Below are 26573 nucleotides of genomic sequence, written 5' to 3'. Positions count from 1 at the left end.
TGCCTTTTTTTATCATGTTGAGCCGCAAATTTTTAGTTTTCTATTCCAGCGCTTGAAAGCGTCCCAAGAAAACTCACGAGATCATCAATTTCCTGCTCTGAAAATGCGATACGCTTGCGCTCGTTGTGTCCTACAAGTGCACTCGGTGCATCGGCGTAATGGTGAATGACATCGCGCAGCGTGCTGATCTGTCCGGCGTGCATATACGGAGGACGCAATGCCACATTGCGAAGACTTGGGGTCTTAAATGCACCCACCATGTGGGGATCATCATTGGCGATAAATTCCAGCTCCTGACAATCGCGTGGTCCAGCGTCACTAAATTTGCCAAGGCAATTGAATTGGTCATTCACAACGGTTGAAATGGCAGACGACCTCCCCTGGTCAGGGTTCTTCACATCACGTGACACAACGCCTGTGTTATGAAAATGTTGATCTGTCATTAGTGCACCACCATGACAGGAAATACATTCACCTTTTCCAATAAATAACCGTAGTCCACGTTTTTCGGATGAACTTAATATTTGACCAGCGGTAGGGTCACGGTGCAACGTGCCAGCAATATAATTATCTAAGCGCGACGGTGCGTGATGAAGCGTCCTTTCATAGGCAGCGATGGCTTTTCCCATATTTGCAAAGATACCCGAAACACTTTGACGACTAGCTTCGCTCAATTTCGCCCATGTATCACGTTCTTCGGCAGTCCCATTTGGACTTGCGTTGCCAGGTAAATCTTTCAGATCCGGCATCGACCCAAACAGTTTTTCGTAGTCACTTTGATAGTGCTGTCGTATCAGGTTGGCGAAAGCGAGTCGATTGCCGCCATGTTCGTTGGCGTCTTCCATTGGTCCTAATGCTTGCGCCCATAGACTATCTTTTCGACCATCCCAAAACTGCCATGGACTGCGACCACTTTCAACGATGGACATAGTGCGGCGCTTTCCCTTGCCTATACCCTGACCCAAAGCAAGTCCGTCCTGAAACTGCTGCTGAGGGGAATGGCAACTGGCGCACGAGATTTTTTGATTTGCACTAAATCTCGCATCAAAGAACAGTCGTTTCCCCAGATCAGCTGTTGCCGGAATTCGCTCATACGCGTTGGACCGATCGACAGGTGCGGGGGGGAGCTGGTCAATATGTAACGATTGCAGGACTCTCATTTCGCTTGAGCTCCAACTACTTATATCCATATCGAATGTAAGCAGATCGCTACTCGCAACACAATATCCGACCATCATGAACGTCATGCAGAACGACCAGGCCTGTAACCAGATTGACTTTTTCATTTCGCGCTCACTGCCCCGTGAAAACTAGTAGGCGAAGAGATAACCGTATTAAAAGTGACGGCATCGTTACCCTGTTCCGATTGAATTTTCACTTTCATTTCCCACCAACCCGTCATGCTAAATTTAACGCCATCGAGACGATAGCGCCCGCCACCAAGTTCTTTTGTCACGCGGGGATGGGTTGGAAAACCATGCAGATGTTGTGGCATACCACCATCAAAATTTATTTGAGCGCCAGTGACAGGAATGCCTTTTGAAGTGGCAATGCTTATTTCCCATGAATGCATTTGATTGATCTCAACCGCGTCCACCAAAGGGTGCATCGACACGGTATAAATTCCTTGAACACTCGGACGTGTCATGCTCAGATCGAGGCCAGAGGGTGGTGTAAACATCGCACACCCATTTAACGCAATCAATATAAAAAAACTTGAAATGAATTGTTGGAGCTTGTTCATATATTTCCCTAATTTTGAATTTATCGAAAAAGTTGCCTTGAAATGAAACATGACTTCACAATCGACAAGCATGAATAGTTGCTTGCGTTCGCGATTAATTTAAAAAAACAAGTGAGCAAAAACAGTAGGGTTTCACGTTGGCTAACTAACCAACGTGAACCATACAAATCAAATTATTGTTTTGCGCAAGAACACGCAGCACCACAACGGCAATCTGATCCGCACTGACAAGTTTTTTGCGCCGTTTCCTTTGCACATCCACAAGTACAACCAGCACCTGGACAAGTTTGGCATTTGCATACTGCTTCATTGATTGAATTCATGATCATTTTCCTATTAAGATTAAAAAGTAACGTTATTTATCGAGAACAGAATGTCTTCGATGGAAACAAGTGTCGCCATTTTTCTAAAATCTCAAAAGTAATATGGGACCAATGGTTATTCGACGTGCGCGAGAGGTTTTTTCAGCCGAACGAATGGTCTATCAAGTATTTTTAGTGCGGCTGAAATGTGGGCTTCAACTCTTCTTCATCAAACATCCTTACATTAGTCCTTTACCCAAAACGATTGGAAGCGAATAACTTTCGAGGTAAATCTACCATTTAGTCGTCGTGCTATACGACTCACTCTACTTATTCTTCAATTCGTCACTTGGGGGCATTTTTATTGCTTATTTCAGTACCATGCAGGTTCAATTATTTGGATCTGAAGAAAGAAAAGCATCATGAATCTCACCTCCGTAGAAAAGCGCAATGTCTTCTTACTTGCAAGTATGCAAGCACTGTTTCAAACAGCTTCAGTCATGGTGATCACGCTTTCCGGCTTGGTTGGTTTGAATCTCGCAGCGGACAAACGTTTGGCCACCCTGCCGATTGCCATGATGATGGTAGGAGCAGCGGCCTCCATGATTCCTGCCTCAATGCTGATGCAACGTTTTAGCCGCAAGAATGGTTTTTTGTTAGGCACGTCGTTAGGTTGCCTGGCAGGGCTTACCGCAGGCGCAGCCATCTGGCTTGGTCATTTCTGGCTATTTGTCTTCGCCAACGCATTGATGGGAGGCTATCAAGCTTTTGCACAATACTATCGGTTTGCTGCAGCGGATGTGGCCAGTGCCGATTTCAAAAGCCGGGCTATCTCTTGGGTCATCGCCGGTGGAGTTGTTGCAGCGCTTGCCGGGCCGAATATCGTTAGAGTGACACAGGGAATTGGCTCGGTGCCGTTCATGTTGAGTTATTTCGCGTTATCCGCTGTGAGTTTGATAGCGTTGTTGTTGGTCACACGCCTGAGTTTGCCTACGTTTGTGATTGCTGAAAGCCACGGATCTTCACGAACTCTACTGGAAATAATGCGGCAACCGGTATTTCTGACAGCAATGGCCAGTTCATCGGTTGGATACGCCGTGATGATCATGGTCATGACAGCCACACCATTGGCGATGCAAATTTGTGGTCAGCCTTTGGGCGCTGCAGCCACAGTAATTCAGTGGCACGTGCTAGGCATGTTCGTTCCCTCTTTTTTTACCGGCAATCTGATTCGTCGATTTGGTGTACTGCCAATCATGATGCTGGGCATTGCCTTGTTAAGTGGGCACGTAGCCATTGCATTGACTGGCATTGAATTTCTGCATTTCCTTTCCGGCTTGACCCTGTTGGGTGTGGGGTGGAATTTTTTGTTCATTGGTGGTACCACGCTGCTAACCGAAGCCTACCGCCCAGCCGAACGAGCAAAAATTCAAGCTACGCATGACTTCCTGATGTTCGGGGCGGTAAGCCTTGCCTCTCTTTCTGCAGGAGGGCTGCTAAATAATTGGGGTTGGCGTTCGCTGAACCTGGCGACGCTTCCGTTCCTTGCACTCGTATTGCTGATGGTCTTAGGACTTGGTGCATTACGTCGAAAAGATCGGCTTGTCATTTCAGCTTATTGAATCACCTCTTGACAGCACTCAGTCTGGATTTGCCTGTAATTAATGGATGCGTAAAAACGCGAAAATACGGCGTACTTTCAACGTCGATATTTTAAATATTGCCTTGAAGAGATAATCGTGCGATGCACAATGATTATGTGCTCAACCATATATTTGGTAGTGATCACAAACGCAGTGACGCGGAATTACAGGATTCGATTCGGATGGAGCAGTAGGGTGTTAAGTGGCATTGACATTTTTCCGATGGCCGACCACACGGCCAGAAGCAGTCGTTGACCGAGCCATCATGAACGGTGTCAGATGCTTAGCTCGAATAATTTGCGCATACAGGAATTTTGGTATTGTTGCTTCCATTTTCTATTTGGTCCTTTTAGGCCCTAATTCACGACAATTTCAGAATCCTCGAGTTTCTCAGTGCCTCGGCGGCTGATGACCGTCTTGGCGAAGCGCGCCGTCGGGGCCAATATGCATTTAAAAGGTCTGGCGCGCGCGGCGTGCGTTATCTGCGATAACTCCGGCCAAAAATCTAAATAGCGAGGGTGGAAAATCGTGGCCCATCCCCTCGACGATGCGTAGTTCAGCGCCTTGGATATTGGCCGCAGTGTCCTTCCCAGCCTCCGGCGGAACCAGTGGGTCGTCTGACCCATGCAACACAAGCGTTGGAGCAGTTATGTTAGCTAGTCGTAACCTTAAATCACCGGTCGCGGCGATGGCGGCGATATGCCGCCAAAACCCGCTTGGGTTGTAGGCTCGTTTGACTTCGGCTAAGGCTTGATCTCGTTGAGTGGATTCGTCAAAAGGATAGCCTCGCCCGGCTATCACTTGAGAAAAGTCAACGCAATGGGCGAGATAGCCCTGTTCGTCTTTCAATGGATGTGGCGCGGGCGATGTCATCGCCGCCATCACTGCAGGGCTGGCCTGCGGCAGATCACGATTGCCGGTACTCGACATAATGGAAACCAGAGATAGAACGCGTTCAGCATGCTCGCTGGCCAACAATTGTGCAATCATGCCGCCCATTGATCTGCCAACCACGTGCGCTCGTTTGATCATCAACGAATCGAGAAGTCCTATAGCGTCGTTCGCCATATCGAACAGCGTATAAGACACATTGGGCGTTTCGTTGCGAGAGACTGCATCGGCAATTGCAGCGAGGTCTGGAATCGACCCGCTATTGAAGTGAGTTGAAAGGCCTGCGTCGCGATTGTCAAAACGAATCACGCGGTAACCTTGTTCTGCCAATATCTGGCAAAACGTTTCGCTCCAGCGAGTCATCTGCGTACCCAGACCGGAAATTAGCAGAACAGCTTCCGCGTCGGTATTGCCAAAACAATCGTATTCAATTTCAATTCCGTTCGCTTTAATTTTAGGCATGGTAAGTGGTCCTTAAATGTTCTTGAGTCGCGCGCCTTTTGGGTGCGCTCCGATATTTCGTTTGGCCGGCTTCAATACAGCGCCACGGATGCACCGCCAAGCTGTGCAAGTGGCTGCGTAACCAGCAAATCGTCGCGATAGCGTTGCTCATGAAAGTGCTAAGGTTGGGGTGCGTGCAAGCGTTGCCAGTACTGCGGAAATCATCTCAACCGCTGCTGGGGCGATTGATTCGACGGCTTCAGTGCAAATGCTATCGGCAGTCTCGCGTGCGGCGTTCACCCGCGCACGCCCGGCTGGGCGAAGCACAGCCTGGCGAAATCCATTCACACCTTCGCGCACCACAAGGCCAATCTTTTCGAGCACGATCAATTGACGCAGCACCGATGATTGGGGTTGACCAAGCGGGCGCACGAGTTCCGGAATGCTTACCCGACCACCGTCCGCTTGCGCGAGCAAATTCAGTAGCGCGAAATCATCGAAACTGATTCCATGGTGTATGCCCAACTCGTCGTCAAGTTTGAGTTGCAGGCTCGTGTGGGCACGATGTAACGTCAAACAGAAGTCGAGATTCGTGTTCATCGCGCATCCCTCCTGGTTTCGTCGTAACCGAGTTCGTCTTGACAAGGAATTTCTTGACGCCACAGGCTAACTAGCATTTCCAATTCTTGTGCAACATTGAACGCTGGATCTTCGCTGGGTTTGACCAAGTCGAGTATTTCGAATTGAAAGTTGCTCTCTCCGTGCTCGCGCCAGTCGCGCGCCAGCATCGCATTGCGGTGGTGGCCACACCGCAGTTCAAATTGATGTCGGTTGAGTGCGCTCTGGACGTTCGTACTTCCCGCCACCAAGGCCCGACCCGTGATCTGGTTACGGATCGCATAGACGCCCGCTCGGTTTTTTGTTTCCAGATACTCTCGTTTAAGTGTTTTGTTGTTTGTCATCATCCATCCTTTTTTTAACTGAGTCATGGTGCCTGCGACAGCACTTCTGTCAGCGGTAATTCATAAGCCAGGTACCTGACGTAATCGCGAACGTCGGCCGGCCAAGCTTCGGTCAGTTGGCGGAACTTTGCTGCGTCATTGGCGAACAGCGCACGCGAGGCCTCTTCAAAGCCAGCCATATCACCAGCCATGGCGGACATAAAGTGGTAAGCAGATTCATTCGCCCGACGTTGCCGGGCTCGGTCCACGTTAGTACGGCGTGCCTCATCAACTAGTTTGCGCAAAGTTACTGATGCACCGCCTGGTTGTTCAGCTAGCCAATCCCAGTGGCGCGGCAGTAACGTGACTTCTCGTGCGACCACCCCAAGCTTCGGCCGGCCACGACCACGTGGCGCACCAGATTCTTCGGACTCGATCAGTGCCGATTGGTTTGTTTCATGCAGACCATCTTCTGGAGGCAGGCGTGCCAACATCTCGGCATCGCTTCCTCGAAGATCGAGATCAACGACTTGACCAGTCTGGTCGCAAAAGGTCAGCAGCGGATTGGGTACGTCGGAAGCTAGAGCGTGTTTTACAGCCAATGCATTGACCGTCAAGCGGCCAGATGCGATTCGCTTGCGACCGTTGAAGCTGGTATAGGAATGAGTAGTGATATGAATCATGGCAACATCGAGGTTGAATCGGATAAGTAAATAATACCCGGGTTAAATTCATGTGTCAATATTACCCGGGTTAAATTTTGGATGTAGCAGTTATGTTACTGAAAAAAATTATTTTTCTTTTTGAATGTGCGCTTCGTAGTATCTCGAACTTCCGCTTTGAGGCGCTGATGATTAAAGACAATTTTGTAACGGTCGTACAATCGACCAGTAGCGGCCAATCAGAGGTTCTTTTCAAAGGGTCATTTGCGCCACGCAACCATGCGTTGATTAAATAAAAGATAATTTACGTCTACACTGTGCCTGATCTGGAACGATCTGCCTTTCACGTTTATTGATTTGACGTGTCACTCCGGGAAAATGAGGGAAGCGTAAGGAAGCGGTGAAAACCAATTTCTTTCGCGGTTGGCGCGTGCGTGTCTTGATGCCTTCGGCATTGGTAGTACTCTTTGTACGATGATGGCTACTGGCGCGTTCCAGATTGTCGGTGTTAGTCACTGGAGTACACTGTTGTCGCCATTTTCCGAAATGCTCCTAGTCGCGTTTTTTGAAGAGATCCTGTTCCGGGGAATTATTTTTCGGATCGTCGAAAAGTCACTAGGTACTATTGCGTCACTGTTCATTTCGGCAATACTATTTGCGTTGGCGCATTTGCCTAACGCGGGCATTTCTTTGTTGGGTATCGAAGTCAAAGCGGTAGCTTGTTTAATGTTTTGTGCGGCGTACATGGACACTCGGCGCTTGTGGCTGGCTGTCGGCATCCACTTCGCATGGAATTTCATGTCCGATGCTGTGTTTTCTCTGCCAATTTCTGGCCACCAGGCAAAGGGTTTCTTGCAAGGTCGACTATCACGCCCAGAATGGCTGAGTGGTGATGCTTAAGGGATCGAGGCATCGTTGGTTACACTGGTTGTGCTCAGTATTGTGACGCTGTGGTTGTTAAAAATCACAAATTGGCACGAACAAACTATTCCACGTCGGTCGACTGTATGACAAGATCACTCGGGACACAATTGCGCCACCTGATCGATTTGCTGGACGGGGCCGTCGGTGACGCCTACGAAGAAGCAGGGCTAGTTTATCGGCCACGTTACACGCCCTTTACTGCGCGATGGTCCTGTTCGACGATGTTGTTGAGGTATTTCACCTGGCGAATGAGTATCTTTACTTCCATCGCATCATTGATTTCATCGATCGCTGATTTATTTGCTGCGCTCTTGTCCATCGTCACTCTTTCTAGAATGTCGTGAGCCTGTCACGAGTTTCTGCAAGAACCGTACTTTGGTACGGTGACACGGCGAGGCACGGAAGTTATAGTGTCTGTCAGGCATTCGACAATGGGTTGACGCCACCGGAACGACTGGGAGTACCACATGACCCACCTTCTTCGCCGCATCTTGGCCTCGCTGACCACCCTGCTAGTCGTAACACACGCGCACGCCTATGAGGCCGGCTGGATGCAGATCCAGGTGGCTGGCACGACACCGGAGGCACCAACGACGACGGTCGCTCTGTACTACCCGACGATGGCCACGCCCCGAGTCATCGCCATGGGACCGTTCACGCTAGACGTCGCCATCGGCGGCAAACCCATCGATAAAGTCAAAGCTCTGATTCTGCTGAGTCACGGCAACGCCGGCAGCGAGACCGGGCACAGCGCCCTCGCGCAAGCCCTCGCCCGGAACGGGTATCTGGTCGCCGCACTCCGTCATCCAGGCGACAATTGGCAGGATCGGTCGCTGATCGAGAAGGGCGCCGAGCGCTACTTTGATGAGCGGCCGCGGCAAGCTTCTCGGGTCATTGACGCGATCTTGATCAATCCCGAGTGGAAGGATCGGATTGCGACCGACAGCCAGGGCCCTCGCGTGGGTGCAATGGGACACTCGGCCGGCGGCTACACGGTGCTGGCGTTGGCGGGAGCCAGTCCGAATTTGTCGCGGATGAGGAAGCACTGCCTGACCGAAGCATCCGAAGACCCGATCTTCTGCAGCATGGGCCGCTCCGGTGAATCGACACCGCCGTTGCCTACGGTTAAGCCCTCGCTCAAGGACGAGCGCGTTAGAGCGATCGTCGCGCTCGCCCCGGCGGGTGTGCTGCTTACCGCCGAGTCGCTCGCTGCGGTTCGGCCAGCGACCATGATTTACGAGGCAGAACTCGATCGCTTCCTAGTGCCGAGATTCCATGCCGAGTGGGTCGCCAGCAATCTTCCCGCGCCTAACCTGCATCGGGTGCCCAATGCCTGGCACTACGCCTTCATGGATACGCCCAGCATGCCCATCCCTAGCTTGGACGGCGACTTGGCGGCGAACCCGCCGGGTTTCGATCGTAATGCGTTCCTGAAGCAGCTCGCCGTCGAAGTCACGGCCTTCTTCGACAAGACATTTCTTGCAGCAGTATCTGTTTCCAATGACCCCATACGCAGCGCTACTCTTTAGCCTTGTCTCTGGTGCTGTTGCCATATTCCAATTGGCGCTTGTGCTGGGCGCTCCATGGGGTGAACTCACAATGGGCGAAAGGTGGCGCGGACGCCTCCCACCCAAGGTCCGTCTCATTGCGGGTTTTTCAATGTTACTGTTGTGTTGCTTCAGTATCATTATTTTCACCCGTTCGAACTATGGCGTACCGCTATTTGAGTCGCATGCTCGCCAACTTGCCTGGGTCGTGGTTGGTTACTGTGCAATAGGGAGCCTTGCTAACATTTTTACTCCGAGCAAGCGCGAACGCCAGTTGTGGTTGCCAGTCCTACTTGTCATGTTGGCATCGAGCTCGGTCGTGGCGACCTCATGATTTAGGTAAATCGTGCAAGCATACGATGCTGCAAAAGAAACTGGTTATCTATCTTGAACTGAATCCGTGAATTGTACGTAGCTAGGATTTCGAAGCGGATCCGCCACTCAAGGGCCGATCGTCTGAGGCGCTCACACTCGAAAAGCAACTCTGTGTAGAGTCGGCTACGAGATGCGTTCTGCTCCTTGGGCAAGTCCCCCGAGTCGGACCCAAATCGAAGTCATGACGTTGATTTTCAAGGATCTTTCAAGCTAGGAAATCAGACAGAAACTCCTCGTTTTCTTCATCACGGTGAAGTTGGATAACCAGAGTAGCTTTGACAAAGTTGACATGCAAAAGCGTACAGAAGCCAAGTTGCGGGCACACGAACTCTACTTGTTCCGAGCCGGCGAGAATGTTCTGCAAGAACCGTACTTTAGTGCGGTGACATGATGAGGCCGGGCCGTGATACTCCCTGCTAGGCGTTCAACATTGATTTGGCGCCACAGCCAACCACAGCTTTTTCTCATTCACCATGTCAAATTTATCAAATCTCTCCAGGAAACTGCCGACGTCCCTGTGTGATTCGGCGGGTGGTGGTGCGGTCATTCCTGATAATGCGCGTTTCATTACCAGTCCCGAACCCTTTGTCTTACACATCGTGTGTTCGATTCTGTTTTGCATGCCAGGGACATTTCAGCTCGGTTCAGCCCTTCGTCAGCGTTTTCCTCGCTTGCATCGCAGTATCAAGCAACACAAAGCCTGGATAGTCCGTGCCTATGCGCTGGTTCTGGGTGCCGGTACCCAGGTACTCATCATGTTGCCGATGACATCGGTTGCTGGCGCGTCGCCTTTCTTCTTCTATGTCCTCATGGCTTGGGCCTAGGGACTGAACACCGTCGTCACCGAATGACAAATTCCCAGCCATTTTCCATCCGTTTAATTTTACTAAGAAAGACTCTATGAACCGCTCATTCCTCCCACACGCTTCCATCCTTCTGAGCGCCTTGCTCTGCTCCTGCGGATTCATGACGCCCGCTCAACAGTATGAGGGCGAGCGGAAAAACTCGTCCGAGATTGCATTGATTCAAACGTACCTCGGTAGTCCCTTTGGGGACGAGTACCACGCCACGATTTCAGCATATTCCAGCAAACCTGAAACGGGCACGCCGATAGTCAAGCGATTTGGTTTGCCAGGCTTCACTGACTATCCGCGCGAGATTCAGTTAAATCCAGGAAGCTATTCACTTGAGGTGTATTGCTTTAAGTCGCTGACCAAGGCCACCTACAGGCCCCCCCTTGATCTGTCGGTGAAGGCGGGTTACGCCTACACGGTGAAATGTGACGCTTCTGCGGGCAAGGCCTCCGTCTTCGTAAGCCAAGAGGCGCGCGTGCTCTGATCGTCGCTATAGACAAGGCTTGTTGGTGCGGGCGCCGATAACAAGCCGCTTTGACAAAGTCGACATGCATAGGCGTACAGAAACCATGGTGCGGGTACACGAACTCTACTTGTTCTGAGTCTGCCACAAGGTTCTGCAAGAACCGTACTTTAGTATGGTGACACGGTAGGGCAGGGCCGTGACACTGCTTGTCAGGCGTTCGACATTGGGTTGGCGCCACGGTCGACCACTGCTCCTGCCCATTCACCATGTCAAATTTATCTAATCTTTCCTGGAAGCTGCCGACGTCCCAGTTGCTGCTGAGTCCACTGCCCGTGACCGGTAGCGTCAGCGGCGCCATGTGGCTTGTTCGCGGCGGTGAAAGGCTTGCGTATGCCATTCCTTAGGAACAACAGGGCGACCAGATGTACGTGGTGCGGTTGGTAGTTTGGCCTTCCATGACGCAGGTCATCGTCCTGTCGGTGCAGTCGGTGATGCAAGGGCGCATCAATCAATACAAAGCCTGGATGATCCGTGCCTATTCGCTGGGGCACGGTGCTGGTTCCCAAGTACTCATCATGTTGCCGATGACATTGATTGCCAGCGCACCGACTTTTTTCTTCCGCGATGTCCTCATAACTTCGGCCTAGGGACTGAACGCGGTCATCGCCGAATGTCTAATTTTCCGCCATTTGTCATCCGCCTAATTTCACAAAGCAAGACCCTATGAACCGTTTCTTCCTTCCTCACGCTGCCATCCTTCTGAGAGCCTTGCTCTGTTCCTTCGGATTCATGACGCCCGCTCAACAGTATTCGGGCGAGCGAAAAAACTCGTCCGAGATTGCAGTGATTCAAACGTACCTTGGCAGTCATTTTGCGGACGAGTACCACGCCACGATTTCAGCATATTCAAACAAATCCGAAACGGGTACGCGGATAGTCAAGCGATTTGGCTTGCCACGCAGGACAATTGCATGAAGCAAATTTCATGAAAAACCTGACAGAGTTAAATATTCCCTTGGGGAAATTAATTGCGTGATCTAAATCAAGAAGGAAATACTGCCGACTCATATTTTTCATAATTAATTAACATTGTTAATTTAATTCACTTCACTTCTTTAGCGCATCCATTAGCAAGCAATTGAAAAGGCACCAGTATGCGTATCAACACACCCGTGACCCAGATTGAATACATCTTCAAGGATGGCGAATCTATTGTCTCCACCACGGACCTTAATGGCAATATCAATTACGCCAACCCCTATTTCATTGAAGCGAGCGGATTTCAAGAACATGAACTGCTAGGGGCACCGCAAAACATCTTGCGTCATCCCGATATGCCAGCGGAAGCATTCACCGATATGTGGGCGACCATCAAGAGCGGCGTGCCGTGGTCAGGCATGGTTAAGAATCGACGCAAAAACGGTGACTATTACTGGGTGCTAGCCAACGTCACACCGGTCATCGAAAACGGCATGCCCAGCGGCTACATGTCGGTTCGTACCAAACCAGACCGGGAACAAATCAAGCGAGCTGAGGCGATTTACCAAGAACTGCGCAGCGGCAATGCAAATCAGCTGCGTATACGTCACGGTCAGGTGGTGCGCAGCGGTATAGGCAGTAAGCTGGCCGCATTGAAAAATATGTCGTTAGGCACCCGCATCAAACTCAATTTAGGTTTTACCGCTATCAGCACCTTAATGCTGGCACTCAGCGCATTATTGCCAGAGTTTGTCATACGCTATCAACTGCAATCCTGGCTCTGCACACTTGGACTTAGCTCAACAGCCGTCTCGCTATTATTCTGGCACTTTCTGTATGTCGCCATCGTCCATCCTGTTACAACAGCAATCAAAATCAGCAGAACCATGGCAGGCGGCGATCTGACCAGCATGATAGAGAGTGAGCGGGAAGATGAGATCGGCCATTTATTGCGCTCATTACGTCAGCTTAATATTAATCTCTACTCTATCATTGGAGACGTTCGCAAAAATTTTTACGAGATCAGCATTGCGACCCAGGAAATCGCGGACGGCAACATGGATTTATCCGGGCGCACCGAATCGCAGGCATCGGCACTGGAGCAGACGGCTTCCAGCATGGAGCAACTGGCAGCTACCGTCGACCAAAACACTGACAATGCGATACATGCTCACAAAATGGCCAGCAACGCCGCCTCCGTCGCGCAAAACGGCGGCAAAATTGTCGCTGAAGTGATCGGCACTATTAGCGAAATCAGCACTTCCTCGAAAAAAATTGTCGACATCATCAGCATAATCGACGGCATAGCGTTTCAGACCAACATCCTGGCATTGAACGCAGCAGTGGAAGCGGCGCGCGCCGGCGAACAAGGGCGCGGCTTTGCCGTAGTAGCATCAGAAGTACGTAACCTAGCCCAACGCAGCGCTGCAGCGGCCAAAGAAATCAGCATACTGATCAAGCTTTCAGTGGAAAAAGTCGATGCCGGCACCGTACTGGCAGAGCGCTCCGGCAGCGCCATGACGGAAATTATTACATCTGTTAAACGCGTTACCGACACCATGAGCGAGATTGCCTCCGCCTCTACCGAACAACGTGACGGCATTTCGCAAGTCAACGATGCCGTAACGCAAATGGATGAAGTCACGCAGCAAAACGCCGCACTGGTAGAGCAAGCCGCTGCAGCGGCAGCCAGTCTCAACGAACAAACCTTCCGGCTCACCAAGGCGATGGAAGTCTTTAAATTGTAAAATAAGCTAAAAAATATGCCGCAAGATAAGTTGCTGAATATGCGGCCACCTCAGTCGGTGAAGGCGGGCTACGCCTACATTGTTAAATGTGACGCTTCCGCGGGTAAGGCTTCCGTCCTCGTGAGCCAAGAGACGCGCTCTCTCTGACTACCAGCCCGTATTGGCAGAAACCGTATAGACCAACGGTTGATGGAGTAGTGATGACAAAGGCCTCTCGCCCTACCGTCATTTGTTCAATCTGTCGATAACTTATTGCGAACGTAGCATATCAATGAATACAAACAAAATCACTCTTATTGGAAAACGCAACCGTTTAGTCTTTGCATTTCAACTTACCAGTTTCAAAACGCCAAAATCTACACCAGTGCTATGGAGGCTTCCGTTAATGCGACAGAACTTTTTTACTTTGTGCTAGGATAGTCGAATGATCTTGACAACCTTGCTGGCCACCAAATTCTTTGCACCGCTGCCGCCGGCCCACGCCGTCTCTCGTCCTTTATTGATCAAGCGGCTGCATGATGGCGTAACACGTAAGTTGACGCTGGTATGTGCGTCTGCAGGCTTTGGAAAATCCACTCTGATCAGCGAGTGGGCTAACGATTGCCCTTATCCAAGCGCTTGGTTATCGCTTGATGAAGATGACCGCGACCTGAGCCTATTTTTGGAGTATTTGGTCGCCTCATTACAAACGATCTCGCAGACTGTTGGTGATGGTATTTCGGCGATGTTGCGCGCCTCCCCGCCTGCCACGGCAGAGATAGTTCTGACATCATTGTTAAACCAACTTTCGATAATTCCTGGCAAGCTGGTACTTATTCTGGACGACTACCATCTTTCTGCCAGTATTCCTGTTAATGAAGCCCTGACATTTTTGATAGCCCATATGCCGGCACAGTTGCATTTGGTCATCGCCAGCCGCGAAGAGCCAGAAATATTGCTGGGGCGACTGAGATTGGAGGATCAAATAACAGAGATTCGTCAGGAGGACTTGCGCTTTGCCTTGGACGAAGCAGCCGAGTTTTTCAATCAAGGCCTAAATCTTGGTCTATCTTCGCCCCAGGTGCGCGCGCTTGAAGCACGCACGGAGGGCTGGATTGCGGGGTTAAAGTTGGCTGCCATCTCGCTGCATCGGCACAAAAATCCAGAAACGTTTATTGCATCTTTTACAGGTAGCCACCGCTTCGTACAAGACTACCTGATAGAGGAGGTTTTGAACCAACAGTCCCCAGCGGTCCAGTCCTTTCTGCTTCGCACTTCGGTACTTGATCGCTTGTGCGGCCCCTTGTGCGATGCCGTTTTACAAAGCCACAGCGGGCAACAAATCCTTAATCAGCTTGACGATGCCAATCTCTTTATCGTGCCATTAGATGCAGAAAGACAATGGTATCGGTATCACCATTTATTTTCCGAGCTATTGCGTCAACGCCTGGGGCAAAACGAGCCAGTTGAGCCACTTCACTTACGTGCCAGCCAGTGGTACGAGGTCAATGGTTTGGAGGTTGAGGCTTTTCATCAAGCGACCTCGGCAAAGGATATTCCGAGATCAATACGGCTGATCGAAGGAAATGGCATGCCGTTGTACTTTCGTGGAGAGACCGCGCCTATCATACAGTGGCTGTCATTACAGCCGCATGCCGTTCTGAACACCTACCCCTATTTATGGGTAGCATTTTCCTGGTCCTTGTTATTTGGCGGCCACCCCCGTCAGATAGAGGAAAAGTTGTTGTGCGCTGAAGCGGCCATGCGCCTTGCACCGCAAGACATGTCAGCGATGGAGATTAATGGTCAAATAGCTGTGCTTTGGGCCTGGTTGGCGGTGTATAGAAACGAGGCTGATTCCATTTATACACATGCGAGCCGCGCGCTTGAGTTATTAAATCAAGATAGTCGCCCCGCTCGCACCGCGGCGCAGTGCGCTCTAGGTGTGGCACAAATGTTTCGAGGTAAACGAGTCGAGGCTAGTGAGGCATTTTTACAAGTCATAGATGCTGTTCGATCTTCCGGAAATCTGATGTTCTCTGCGGTCGCTTCAACCGCGTTGGCTGGCATACATGCGACTAATTTCAAACTTCACCTAGCGGCTGCGACCTACCGAGATGTCATCCAAATGATTGCCGATCCAACGCATTCGCTGGGGTATGAAGCACATCTTGGCCTAGCCAAAATTTATTATGATTGGAATGAGCTGGATCAAGCGGAGTCTCATGCTCTAGTGTGTAGTGAGCTTGTCGCGAGAGTGAAAAGTGAATCAGAGGTAGGTGCTGACGTATTGCTTGTTCGCCTGATGTTGGCGCGAGATAAACACACTGAGTCTGAGACCCTGTTGGCCAGAACCAATGTGACGGCAAAAACCGGACAATTGGCAGGGCGTATGCAAGAAGCCGCGGAATTGCATGTGTTGCATTTGTTGCGTCGTGGTGAGATCAAGGAGGCGGCTTATTTTTCTAACCAGTTTCAGCTACCCATAGGCCTGGCCAGAACGTTATTGGCTCAGTACAAGGGCTTCGAGGCGTTGCGTGTCGTCGAAAGTCATCGGAGTGGAATGGAAGCACAGGGGCTCGCGCAAGAAGCACTCAAGGCAAGGGTGGTACAGGCTATGGTTCACCAAGCCGTAGGAGACGTAGATGTAGCCGTGCAGGTGTTGAGCGAGGTAGTGACTCAAGCCGAGCCACAAGGATCTATTCGACTCTTTCTGGATGAGGGTGTGCCCATGAAAACACTGCTGACCAAATTGCAGTATAAAACAGGAATGTCGACTTACGTCTCACAATTGCTAGCCGCATTTGGTACGCAAATGGCTGACGAAAAACGAGTCACCGTTGCCACATTGTCTCATTTGCCACCAGAAGTCTTTAGTCAGCGGGAGTTGGAGATATTGCGACTAATTCAGGATGGAAATTCCAACCAAAAAATCAGTGAACGCCTATTTCTGTCTCTTAGCACTGTGAAGTGGCACAACCAGAATATCTTTGCCAAACTGGATGTACAGAGGCGCACTGAAGCCGTTGCACGTGCACTGGAATTGAAATTGTTGTAGCCAGCGCGTTGCGAATGGAGTGAAAACCGTAACACTTCAGTATAAGTAGCGTAATGAAAGCTGTTGTGAACTGTTTAAGGCCATTTCATGCTTCGAGCCATCGCCTAAAAATAACCAATTCCCGACCTTTCTACACTCGAATATTGCGAGAGTGATGTCCTGATTCTTTCGCTGTTTGCACGTTTAAAAGCGATTGAGTCTTTGGTGCGCGAAGACTTCATGATTCGATTAACTCTCAACGCGTGGGTTACTTTTTAATCTTAGCCAATACCGTCTGCGACACTGCACGAAAACGGAAAAACACTTTCCAATGTCACTATTTCTTGCTTTGAGGCTGTCTGCGAACCCCTATTGAGTGGCAGTAACGGAGGCATTCCTGAAGTGGCGACGGGTATTGGAAAACGTATGCCCAGCAAGCAATCTATTACACTTAGTTTGCAGCGGCGCTTACGAAAATATGCCGATGCTTCTCTTTATCCATGAACCCACCGGTCGATTTACAATATCTAGGCTTAGCGCGCAGTTCATATTCCAAAAGTAAAATAAAAATTATCTGCCTGCTTTCGCACACTCGACGGTGCCTAAGATTTCTGCGTTATTCAGTCTTGCCTGGAAACACTGGGCAAACAAGGTCATGGAATGTTAGATGTATTGTAACGTGCCTTTTCTGGCAACCAAATACGACCGGCTCATTGCTGCTGAATTGTCACCAAAATCCATACTTTAGTATGGTTACAAAAAATGACGTTTTGCATAAGCTCTCCCTAATGAAAAAATAAAAAATGTTAGCGATAAGATTGCTGATATTCGAACTGGGAGTTCAAAAATGGTTGGAGGTATTGGGGACAGGAACGTTGGGGAGGAGGCTGCAGGGCCGTACTTGTTCAGGACTAAAAGCAGCAAGAAATTAATGAGTTTGTGCGTTCCGCAGCGTTTCATTACGCCAGTTGGAGGAGCAGCTTGTTGTGTCGTGTGGGTTCTGGGTGCGCTGTGCGCGCACGCGGAAACGACGGAACCCGTCGCCTCCGCTATCACCGCTAATGCCTCAGTCATTTCGCAATATGTGTCGCGCGGATTTCGCCAGACTTGGGGCGAACCAGCCCTGCAAGTGGGAGTCGACTATGTCCACCCTAATGGCTGGTCTCTGGGCACCTGGGTTTCCACCGTGAGTGACCGTTATATCGAGGATGCTACCGTCGAGTGGGACCTGTACGGAGGCTACGGCGGCGCAGCGGGCGGTTTCGGTTACAGTATCCTTGGCTACTACTACAAATATCCCGGCGCTGAGTATCGCGCCACCGGTACTAAATACGATTATGGCGAGCTGTCGTTGGGGCTGACCTATGGGGTAGCCTACGCCAAATATAACCACACGGTGACGCGCGATTTTTTTGGCGTTACCAATGCGCGAGGCACGGGCTACCTTGACTTGGGTGCGAACCTCGATATGGGAGGTGGCTACACCTTGAATCTGCATGCCGGTAATGGTCGAGTGGCAGGTACAGGCAACGCAATCTGGAATTGGCGTGATGCAAAGCTGGGCGTGAGCCGCGCGTTCAATGACGGCTGGAACGTCAGCGCTGCTTGGACCCGCGCCTGGGCAGCAACCGATGTCTACGACCATTACACGCTGGGCATTCCGAATCGAGCCGGCGCTATTGAAAGTTCAAATCCAGCAGCAGCCACCTGGGTGTGCGCCTTAACGAAGACATTCTGAGCCTACTGTTTGGCACCCGAATACGTTTAATCTCCACAAGGAAGACAAAGTGCAACTTTCACTGAACAGCAGAATCTGCCTGGCGGCCACTGTGCTGGCGGTCCTGAGTCTAGGTCTCACCGCGGCTGTGACCGGCTACAAAAGTACCGCCAGCGCCGAGGCGGCCGCACTGGAATTGGTGCGTACCTCAACGCGCGAAATATCGGGTGTACTGCAGGCCCGCATCGGCGCCAACCTGTCTAGCGTGATCAGCCTGGCTGGCGCGATGCGCGGCACGAAGAGCGCCAGTCTGCCCTTGCAACGCGAGCAGATCAACGAAATGACTAAGGCCACTCTGATCAGTTCGGACGATCTGATAGGGGGCGCCGTGACGTGGGAGCCGAACGCGCTCGATGACAAGGATGCGCAGTATGCCAATCAGGGGCCCTTCTATGACGCCAGCGGTCGCTTTATGCCCTACTGGACGCGCGCTGGTGATGGCAGTCTACATGTCGAACCCATCGTCTTCGACGTGGCGGCCGGCGCCAACGACTGGTACGACATTCCGAAGAAAAGTGGTAAGGTTTTCTTCACTGAACCGTATGCGTATCCTATCGATGGCAAGAGCGTGCTGATGGCTTCGCTCGTTGCGCCGATCATGATCGATGGCAAATTCCAGGGCACGGCCAGCGCCGACTTCATGCTCACGCACCTAGCGGAAATCCTCGATGGGCTGAAGGTGATCAGTGGTGGCAAGCTGACCTTGATTTCGAACGGAGGTTTGTATGCGAGTAATCCTGCCGCCGAACGACTGGGCAAGCAGGCCGACGACGTGCCGGCAGCTGGCCTTCAGCGCATACGCCAAGGCCAGCCCTATGAGTATGAAGATGCGCGAGGTTATATCCATCTGCTGCAGCCTCTGCAAATTCACGCGGACATCGCACCGTGGAGCATTAAACTGAGTTTTCCGAAAAGCGTGGCCACCGCATCGGCGCGTGAGCTGATGATCTATACGCTGGTCGTCGCCCTGCTGTGCGCAGCCGTAACGGCCAGCATACTGATCGCCATCGTGCGACGACTAACCCGTCCCCTTCGCGTCTTGGGCGCAGCGATGACGGAATTATCCAGCGGCGATGCCGACTTGCGGGTTAAGTTGGAAGTCAAAGGCTCGGACGAGCTGGCTGTCATCGGCAAGGGCTTCAATCAGTTCGTGGGAAATATACATACCGTGTTACTTCGGGTGCAGGCCAGTGCTGATAATGTGGCGCTCGCCAGCGCCGAGATCGCGCAAGGCAATTACGACCTGTCGGTACGCACGGAGCAGCAGGCCAGTTCGCTCGAAGAAACGGCTGCCACCTTGGAAGAGCTGACCGGCTCCGTCAGGGAAAACGCCGGCCATGCACGCTTGGCAAATCAGTTAGCTTCCTCGGCATCGGAGGTGGCGCAAAAAAGCGGTGCCGTGGTCGACAATGTAATCGAGACGATGATCTCGATCAACAAATCGTCGAATAAGATCGTCGATATCATCAGCGTCATTGATGGCATCGCCTTTCAGACGAATATCCTGGCCCTGAATGCTGCCGTCGAGGCGGCCCGCGCCGGTGAGCAGGGACGGGGCTTTGCCGTTGTCGCCTCGGAGGTGCGCAGCCTGGCCCAGCGTAGCGCGGCGGCAGCCAAAGAAATTAAGTTGTTGATCGACGATTCGGTGGGTAAGGTAGCGGTTGGCAGCAAGCTCGTCGATGAAGCTGGCGCTACCATGCGGCAAGTGGTCGACAGCGTGAGCGGCGTCACTAACCTTATCGGTGATATCAGCGATGCCATCACAGAGCAGAGCGAGGGCATTGGTCAAGTCAACCGGGCGCTCGCACAGATGGATGGCGTGACACAGAGAAATGCAGCGCTGGTAGAGGAGGCGGCTGCCGCCGCGGAAAGCCTGCGAGACCAAGCGGGCTACCTTGCCGAAGTGGTGAGCGTATTTAAGTTGGGAGAACAGACTCCACACGCACCCAAGGTAGCTCCAGCCAGGAAGCAGCTGTCCAATGCTAGAGGCGCACTCGCGTTTGACTCTCCGGCACCGACAGGCGACGGCTGGGAGTAAGGCTAACTCGCATGCGATGATATGTAGGCCGTTTGTCGAAGTTAAATCCGTACAGCACTGTACAACGATACTTTCTGACGTTAATGCCCTTTATGCAATTTTATTCTTGACGCAAAACCGCCCTGTTCAGAACAAAGATGTGCTGTTTTTATCAAATGCGTCTGCAACAGAAATACAAAAATTCTCTAATACAGTGGTGACCGTGGTACTCCAAATTGCAAATATTGGTTGTGCGATTAAATGGTATTTTTATAACCGATCGAGTTCTATATGCGTGAAAATTTAATCGACGTAACAAGGTTGCTTGATTGCAGAATGCAGGAGCGGTTACCTACAGGGATTGATCGAGTCAGCTTGGAGTATGTTAGGCATTTTGGTGATCGCTCGACTGTTTTGTTGCGCTTTGCCGGTCAGTGGATAGAACTGTCTATAGCGGATTCAGAAAAAATCATTGCTGTACTACTGGCGGGTGCCGATAATGTTAATGCAGTGATACGGCGGGTGGTTGTTGGTAGTTTGATGAAAAGTATTGGCCGATCGTTTTCTACGCCAAGATTTTTGTTTAATACCGGACCCAGCGGGGTAGCGGAAACGGACTACGCTCGGCGCTTACAAGGTTCAGCTTTGAAACAGGTATTTTTTTTGCACGATCTTATCCCTATTACCCATCCTGAATATTGCCGGCCTGGTGAGTCTCTACGGCATCAGAACAGAGTTAAGACGATGTTGACATTGGGGCATGGGGTTATTGCCCACTCTGACGCGACGCATGTCGAGTTGGTTGCGTATGCCAGCAAAAATAATCTGCCAATGCCACCGTCGACGGTGGCATTGTTGCCTGCAGCAGGGTTATCTGTAGCTAATGCTACTGCACCTATAGACGTACCGTATTTTTTAGTGTTGGGTACGATAGAACCCCGCAAAAACCATTCTTTATTGCTGCTGCTTTGGCGGCAATTAATAGAGCGCTTTGGCGCATATACACCACGTCTGGTGGTGATTGGGCAACGAGGTGAAAACTGTGAAAACATAGTAGATCTGCTTGAACGTTGCGAGACTTTAAATGGCTTTGTATTTGAGTATTCAACTTGTAGCGATACCGAATTGGCGACCTGGCTCCAACACGCAAGAGCCCTGTTGCTCCCTTCATTCGCAGAAGACTATGGTATGTCTCTGGTTGATGCATTAAGTTTAGGCGTACCTGTCATTGCGAGTGATCTTCCAGCCTTTAGAGAGATAGCTGGCGATGTGCCGGAATATGTTGATCCTCTGGATGGAAAGCGTTGGTCAGAATTAGTGCTTGCTTATTCTCAGTCGGATAGTCCGGTACGAGCGGCCCAATGCAAAAAAATGCTCAACTTCGTCGCACCTACTTGGGCTGCACATTTTGATCAAGTAGAGGTATTAATGGAACGTCTGCGAGCTGCAAAATAGTAACGATTTTCATGCGACTGTAATTTATGCATTGGATCTTCCATTATGAAAAAATCCAGTAGTACGGCAATTTTTTCCGGTCTTACAAGCGGTGTTTGTTTGCAATGCTGGCGATATGCCTGAGGTCAATCGGCGTAGAATCGCCAATGACTATTTCATTTACATTTATGACCGTCGTGGCGTTCTCGTCATTTCGGCGTTAGGCCCCACAAAATGAACATAGAAGCCACTGAAGTACCGACATTTAGCGCACTCAATGAGAGCTTGAAAACAGCCTACTTTTACGACTGCTACTCCGTCGAACTCCCCCCCGACTCGAGAAGCCCTCTCGAACTCTATTTGAGTGTCTTCTCGCGTACCCCGCGTTGGATTGACGCTCTCATGAACATGCGCAATAAGATCGGTGTGCGATTGGGGCTCAAAGATATGGGGCAGTTGAGTAGCATCGATTCTCAAAAGCCCTCTCAGGCTTACCAAATCGGCGATCAGGCGGGCATCTTCAAGGTGCTCGAACTGCACGAGTGCGAAGTCATCCTTGGGGAAACAGATAAGCACTTGGACGTGAAGATCTCTGTCGCAAAGCAAGACAAGCCCGGATGCACCTTGGTTTCGGTTTCTACCGTGGTTCATGTACACAACTACATGGGCCGTCTGTACATGCTCTTCGTCACGCCAGCCCATCGCATCATTGCTCCCGCAACATTGTCTAAACTAGCTCAATGCCTTCATTAAGTAAGACGCTTGCTCTATGCTCGCAACATTGCGGCTGCATTTCCTCTGCCTCTCTGGTCGGTCAAGCGGACACCAATACTAGCTAGCAAGTATTGGTTCCCTACGTGCTGCGAACTACGGCTCTGGGAGTTCGGATGCTACTGCATCTTCCCACCCCATCCAATTAATCTTCTGTTGCACTTCGAGTTTGAACTCGCGCTTGTCTTTATCGGCGTTTCCAAAAAGAACCATACTTAATTTCCCTACTAATAGTTAGTTCTAATGCGTTTCCATTCGTTTTGATAAGGCGGATTGCCGATCGACTAAAAATGTTTTTAATAGATCTTGATAGTCGTCACTAACAGCGCCTTGGATTGACGGACGCGATGCTAATTGTTGGCGCCAGGCGCGCACTTTTGGCGTGTGCTCGAAAAAGTGGAAATCATCAATCAACTCAAACGTGTCGAAATAACGAAAAAGTGGCCCGAATACTGCATCGACGATCGAAAAATCGTCTCCGGAAAAATATCCACCTCGCTCGCCTAATGCCAATTCTATTTGAGCGAATCTTTCTGCTATTTCATTGACCTTCAATGCGAGCGTTTTCTCATCCAGTGCATTGTAGAAACCCGCTATGCTGTTCAAGATGGTAGAGCCAAATTCCATCCATGCCCGGTGTCGAGCACGTTGCAGCGGATGCTCAGGATGCAGGCGTGGGCTTTGCGTTTCATCGAGGTATTCACAGATCACAGCGGATTCAAAGATTGCCTCATCGCCCACCATCAAGACAGGCGTTTTCCCTAGCGGTGATAGCTGCAAAAACCATTTTGGCTTGTTCGCCAGATCGATGTCTTTTCGTTCGAAAGGAATTCCTTTTTCGGTGAGTAAAATTGCCGCACGTTGTACGTATGGGCACAAAGGATGGCTGAGTAATGTCAATGCGGGCAGAGGTATGCTAGGGGTCGACATGTTGTTCTCCTCATTAAGAAAAAATAAAGCGTTGGCTGCGGCGGGCGGCAAAACTGCCATCGCCAATCAACCAAAGTGAGATCGAGGCGATGCTGAGAAATAGTGGGTATTCCCAACCACCGCCTGGGCTAGTGTGGCCCCAACCATTTGGCAGATGTACCCATGTCGCGGTCAACATGACAGGCACTAGCGCCAATGAAATTTGCCTGGCGTAGAGGCCAAAAATTAAGGCGATGCCACCGAAAAGTTCGGCAGCAAATACCGGATACGCCAAAAATCCGGCAAAACCGATACTTTCAAAATACCCGGCAGTGCCCGGCAACGTAAAAACGAAATACTTTAAACCGGCATGCGCCAGCCACATGATGCCCAGGCTAACGCGTAATAAGCTGATGCCGTATTGGGTCGAAGTATTTTTCATTTCTTTGTTCATTTCATTATTCATTTCGTTGCTCCATTGAGTTGTTAAGGTCTTCAGTATATGATTGCCTTCACGCATACAAAATAGGCAAATGTGAATTCTATGATTTCGAAAACGCAATACAAACTAAGTGCGGCCGATCTTGAGTTGGTGTTGGCTTTGAATCGAGGTGGCACGCTCGCGGCGGCGGGGGAACGTCTGGCGCTGGATGCGTCGACTGTCTTTCGTTCAATACAGCGCATAGAGCGTGGCTTGGGGCAACAGCTCTTTGCCAGATCACGCAACGGCTATTTGGCGTTGGAGCTGGCGCAAGTGTTGACCGCTCATGCAGAGCAATTAGAGCGCGAGCTGGAATCAGCACGTTCTGCCGCCCAGCTTGTGCCCGATCAGGTCTCTGGCACCGTGCGCCTTTCCACGACCGACACCATTTTGCATGGTCTGGTCGCTGGCGTACTCCCATCCTTACGAGTGGCACACCCACTGCTTGAGCTTGAAATGCATACGGGAAATGAACTGGCCAATCTGACTCGCAGAGATGCAGATATCGCGTTGCGCGCCACGAAAAAGCCACCACAACATTTAGTCGGAAAGCGTATCGGCCCTATCCGAATTGCCTTGTTTGCGTCAGCAAAAAGTGGTATCCAAAATTTGGACGATGTCCGTGCACAGAATAGTGCATGGATAGCTCCTGATGATGCTCTGCCAGAGCACCCCTCGGTATTGTGGAGAAAAAAATACTTTCCGAAAGTGCAGCCGCAATATCGGGTCAGCAGTATCTTAACCGTCGCTGAATTTGTGGCGCAGGGCGTGGGTGTCGGTATTGTCCCGCTATTCTTAGGCCAGCATCGTAGTGAACTGCGACAAATTACCGATGCGCTCGACGAGAACCAAACTGAACTCTGGCTACTCACACACACGGAATCGAGACATCTCAGGCGCGTGTCTACCGTGTTCGCACATTTGGCTAACCAGCTTATCTTGAATTAGTTTGCACTTTGCGCGACAGGGATCAGCTTCGATCAATTTTTGGAACTAACAAATATTGGCATCTAATCAAGCAAAAACCTCAACCCAACAACCCACCAAATACTCAAAAGTCCCATCCAAATAAATCGGCAAGTGCGTCGAATCTTCTGCGTTTGACATTACCTTTAAGTAACGATTCTCATCGTCACAAACTCTTCTGCCGCAGTAGGATGAATGCCGATTGTGCTGTCAAACACGGCTTTGGTAGCGCCTGCTTTCATGGCGACGGTAAATCCTTGGATGACTTCGCCAGCATCAGCCCCCACCATGTGCATTCCGACCACGCGATCAGTTACATCATCGACGATGAGTTTCATCATTGACCGTTCTGTGCTGCCGCTTAAGGTGTGTTTAAGTGCTTTAAATTCGCTGCGATAAACGCGTATTTTGCCGAATGTTTTTTGTGCATCAGATTCGCTATATCCGACCGTGGCAACGTTTGGATGAGTGAAGACAGCTGTCGGGATGAAATCGTAATCCATCTGCATTTGCTTTTTGCCGTACAGATGATCCACTAGGGTCATTGCTTCACCTAATGCGACTGGAGTTAGCTGAATTCGAGCAGTGACATCTCCCAGCGCATAAATGCCGGGGACGGATGTTTGATATTGATCGTTTACTTTAATTGCACCATCGGAACTTTGCGCAATATCGTTCGCTTTCAGCCCTAAACCTTGAATATTCGGTATGCGCCCAATGGCATACAAGACAGTATCGACTTGTATTGTCTGGCCGTCTTTTAAACTGACGATCAGTCCATTTTCCGATTTGCTAATCGCAGCGACATAGGCATTGATGCGTAAATCCACGCCAGATTTACGCATTTCTGACGCAAGAAATTGACGCACATCATCGTCAAAGCCGCGCAATATTTGGTCGCCGCGATAAAGTTGAGTGACTTGCGCACCAAGCCCGTTAAATATGGACGCAAATTCGCAAGCGATATATCCACCGCCCACGACCAACAATCGTTTAGGAAATGTCGCAAGATCAAACATGTCGTTGGACGTGATCACATGTTCTGCTCCTGCAATTTCCGGTACCATTGGGGTACCGCCAGTGGCGATCAACAATGTTTTGGCATGATACTCAACGCCGTTGACTTGCACCGTATTGCTATTGACTATCTTGGCCCAACCGGCAATCATCAATACCCCGGCATCGCGCAGTAGATTTGCATATACTGCATTGAGACGAAAAATTTCTTTGCTTCGGTTGGCTTTCAACAGTTCCCAGTCTAATTTTGGCTTTTCAGAAATCGACCAACCAAAGCCAGGCGCCTCATCGAAAGACTCTGAATAGTTCGCTGCATAGCTATAGAGTTTTTTGGGAATACAGCCGACATTGACGCAAGTGCCGCCTAAATCGCCACCTTCAATTAAAGCGACGCGTGCACCTTTCTGTGCTGCCATACGCGCAGCGCGTACACCACCACTGCCACCACCGATTACTAATAAATCAAACATTTCAACGCCCATTGCAGTCCTCTATCTCTATTAAGTTTCATGCCAGGACTTCCGTAAATCTGTCGTTTTCAAATATGAAAAACACTCTAATTAAACTGATCCTGTTGTGCGGGAAATCACTATGCTCATAGCACAAAGAAAAATTGGTTTGGTATAACGCTCACTTAACCATTTGGAGTGCATTTCTTCCAATCCAACT

General features: G+C 50.4%; 23 protein-coding genes and 1 pseudogene. 13 read left to right on the top strand and 11 right to left on the bottom strand.

The features are described from left to right. Positions 1–32 precede the first annotated feature (32 nt). From EJN92_RS02110 to EJN92_RS21385, 3 genes are all read right to left on the bottom strand, one after another. The gene (locus EJN92_RS02110) at positions 33–1286 is read right to left on the bottom strand and encodes a cytochrome-c peroxidase (RefSeq protein ID WP_227869663.1); all 1254 of its coding nucleotides are present in this window, start codon (positions 1284–1286) and stop codon (positions 33–35) included. Further along, positions 1283–1816, bottom strand: a complete 534-nt coding sequence (locus EJN92_RS02105) for a FixH family protein (protein ID WP_227869662.1) — start codon at positions 1814–1816, stop codon at positions 1283–1285. Before EJN92_RS02105 ends, EJN92_RS02110 begins: the two co-directional genes overlap by 4 nt. A gap of 73 nt (positions 1817–1889) precedes the next feature. After that, complete coding sequence (locus tag EJN92_RS21385) at positions 1890–2054, bottom strand: hypothetical protein (protein ID WP_157984294.1); 165 nt, start codon at positions 2052–2054, stop codon at positions 1890–1892. A 414-nt stretch (positions 2055–2468) separates the two neighbouring features. Here EJN92_RS21385 and EJN92_RS02100 point away from each other — a divergent pair, with 414 nt between their 5' ends. Continuing rightward, positions 2469–3668, top strand: coding sequence for an MFS transporter (locus tag EJN92_RS02100; protein WP_126126314.1), 1200 nt, complete (start codon positions 2469–2471; stop codon positions 3666–3668). 471 nt (positions 3669–4139) lie between these two features. Here EJN92_RS02100 and EJN92_RS02095 read toward each other — a convergent pair whose 3' ends face one another. The 4 genes from EJN92_RS02095 to EJN92_RS02080 form a co-directional block, all read right to left on the bottom strand. Then, positions 4140–5042: an alpha/beta fold hydrolase gene (locus EJN92_RS02095; RefSeq protein WP_126126313.1), complete on the bottom strand. Its 903-nt coding sequence runs from the start codon at positions 5040–5042 to the stop codon at positions 4140–4142. Positions 5043–5189: 147 nt separating this feature from the next. Further along, positions 5190–5621 carry a MarR family winged helix-turn-helix transcriptional regulator gene (locus EJN92_RS02090; protein ID WP_126126312.1) on the bottom strand — a complete coding sequence of 144 codons (432 nt, stop codon included), beginning with the start codon at positions 5619–5621 and terminating at the stop codon, positions 5190–5192. Beyond that, positions 5618–6010 carry a GIY-YIG nuclease family protein gene (locus tag EJN92_RS02085; RefSeq protein WP_227869661.1) on the bottom strand — a complete coding sequence of 131 codons (393 nt, stop codon included), beginning with the start codon at positions 6008–6010 and terminating at the stop codon, positions 5618–5620. Before EJN92_RS02085 ends, EJN92_RS02090 begins: the two co-directional genes overlap by 4 nt. Further along, complete coding sequence (locus EJN92_RS02080) at positions 6007–6645, bottom strand: DUF2239 family protein (protein WP_126126311.1); 639 nt, start codon at positions 6643–6645, stop codon at positions 6007–6009. Before EJN92_RS02080 ends, EJN92_RS02085 begins: the two co-directional genes overlap by 4 nt. Before the next feature lie 453 nt (positions 6646–7098). Between EJN92_RS02080 and EJN92_RS02075 the strand changes: the two genes are divergently transcribed. Then, complete coding sequence (locus tag EJN92_RS02075) at positions 7099–7524, top strand: CPBP family intramembrane glutamic endopeptidase (RefSeq protein ID WP_126126310.1); 426 nt, start codon at positions 7099–7101, stop codon at positions 7522–7524. Between the two features lie 217 nt (positions 7525–7741). On the opposite strand, the pseudogene EJN92_RS02065 reads toward EJN92_RS02075, so the two are convergent. Beyond that, a pseudogene (locus EJN92_RS02065) lies at positions 7742–7879 on the bottom strand (IS6 family transposase); the annotation flags it as partial. Between the two features lie 136 nt (positions 7880–8015). On the opposite strand from EJN92_RS02065, the gene EJN92_RS02060 reads away from it, so the two are divergent. From EJN92_RS02060 to EJN92_RS02015, 10 genes are all read left to right on the top strand, one after another. Next, positions 8016–9077, top strand: coding sequence for an alpha/beta hydrolase family protein (locus EJN92_RS02060; protein ID WP_126126308.1), 1062 nt, complete (start codon positions 8016–8018; stop codon positions 9075–9077). Between the two features lie 866 nt (positions 9078–9943). Then, entirely contained in the window at positions 9944–10294 is a 351-nt protein-coding gene (locus EJN92_RS21735; RefSeq protein WP_126126307.1) for a DUF2306 domain-containing protein, read from the top strand. 76 nt (positions 10295–10370) lie between these two features. Further along, positions 10371–10808, top strand: a complete 438-nt coding sequence (locus tag EJN92_RS02050) for a hypothetical protein (protein ID WP_126126306.1) — start codon at positions 10371–10373, stop codon at positions 10806–10808. A 413-nt stretch (positions 10809–11221) separates the two neighbouring features. Beyond that, positions 11222–11437, top strand: coding sequence for a hypothetical protein (locus EJN92_RS02045; RefSeq protein WP_126126305.1), 216 nt, complete (start codon positions 11222–11224; stop codon positions 11435–11437). 507 nt (positions 11438–11944) lie between these two features. Further along, positions 11945–13516 carry a methyl-accepting chemotaxis protein gene (locus EJN92_RS02040; protein WP_126126304.1) on the top strand — a complete coding sequence of 524 codons (1572 nt, stop codon included), beginning with the start codon at positions 11945–11947 and terminating at the stop codon, positions 13514–13516. A gap of 424 nt (positions 13517–13940) precedes the next feature. Next, entirely contained in the window at positions 13941–16553 is a 2613-nt protein-coding gene (locus EJN92_RS02035; protein WP_126126303.1) for a LuxR C-terminal-related transcriptional regulator, read from the top strand. A 910-nt stretch (positions 16554–17463) separates the two neighbouring features. Further along, positions 17464–18270 carry a TorF family putative porin gene (locus tag EJN92_RS02030; protein ID WP_126126302.1) on the top strand — a complete coding sequence of 269 codons (807 nt, stop codon included), beginning with the start codon at positions 17464–17466 and terminating at the stop codon, positions 18268–18270. 49 nt (positions 18271–18319) lie between these two features. Beyond that, the gene (locus tag EJN92_RS02025; RefSeq protein WP_126126301.1) at positions 18320–20347 is read left to right on the top strand and encodes a methyl-accepting chemotaxis protein; all 2028 of its coding nucleotides are present in this window, start codon (positions 18320–18322) and stop codon (positions 20345–20347) included. A 270-nt stretch (positions 20348–20617) separates the two neighbouring features. Beyond that, entirely contained in the window at positions 20618–21781 is a 1164-nt protein-coding gene (locus EJN92_RS02020) for a glycosyltransferase family 4 protein (protein ID WP_126126300.1), read from the top strand. 213 nt (positions 21782–21994) lie between these two features. Beyond that, entirely contained in the window at positions 21995–22513 is a 519-nt protein-coding gene (locus EJN92_RS02015) for a DUF2867 domain-containing protein (protein ID WP_126126299.1), read from the top strand. Positions 22514–22771: 258 nt separating this feature from the next. Here the strand turns inward: EJN92_RS02015 and EJN92_RS02010 are convergent, their stop codons facing one another. Then, a complete protein-coding gene (locus tag EJN92_RS02010; protein ID WP_126126298.1) occupies positions 22772–23461 on the bottom strand; it encodes a glutathione S-transferase family protein in 690 nt (229 codons plus the stop codon). A 13-nt stretch (positions 23462–23474) separates the two neighbouring features. After that, positions 23475–23906 carry a DoxX family protein gene (locus EJN92_RS02005; RefSeq protein WP_227869660.1) on the bottom strand — a complete coding sequence of 144 codons (432 nt, stop codon included), beginning with the start codon at positions 23904–23906 and terminating at the stop codon, positions 23475–23477. A 78-nt stretch (positions 23907–23984) separates the two neighbouring features. Here EJN92_RS02005 and EJN92_RS02000 point away from each other — a divergent pair, with 78 nt between their 5' ends. Next, positions 23985–24869 (top strand): LysR family transcriptional regulator, encoded by an 885-nt coding sequence (locus tag EJN92_RS02000; protein ID WP_126126297.1) that lies wholly within the window; start codon positions 23985–23987, stop codon positions 24867–24869. Between the two features lie 164 nt (positions 24870–25033). Here the strand turns inward: EJN92_RS02000 and gorA are convergent, their stop codons facing one another. Beyond that, a complete protein-coding gene (gene gorA / locus EJN92_RS01995) occupies positions 25034–26386 on the bottom strand; it encodes a glutathione-disulfide reductase (protein ID WP_126126296.1) in 1353 nt (450 codons plus the stop codon). Between the last annotated feature and the right edge of the window lie 187 nt (positions 26387–26573).

Source organism: Undibacterium parvum (assembly GCF_003955735.1).
Lineage (GTDB): Bacteria > Pseudomonadota > Gammaproteobacteria > Burkholderiales > Burkholderiaceae_D > Undibacterium > Undibacterium parvum.
Note: the sequence above shows the minus strand (reverse complement) of the source record. Positions and strands in the feature narration are given on the sequence as shown.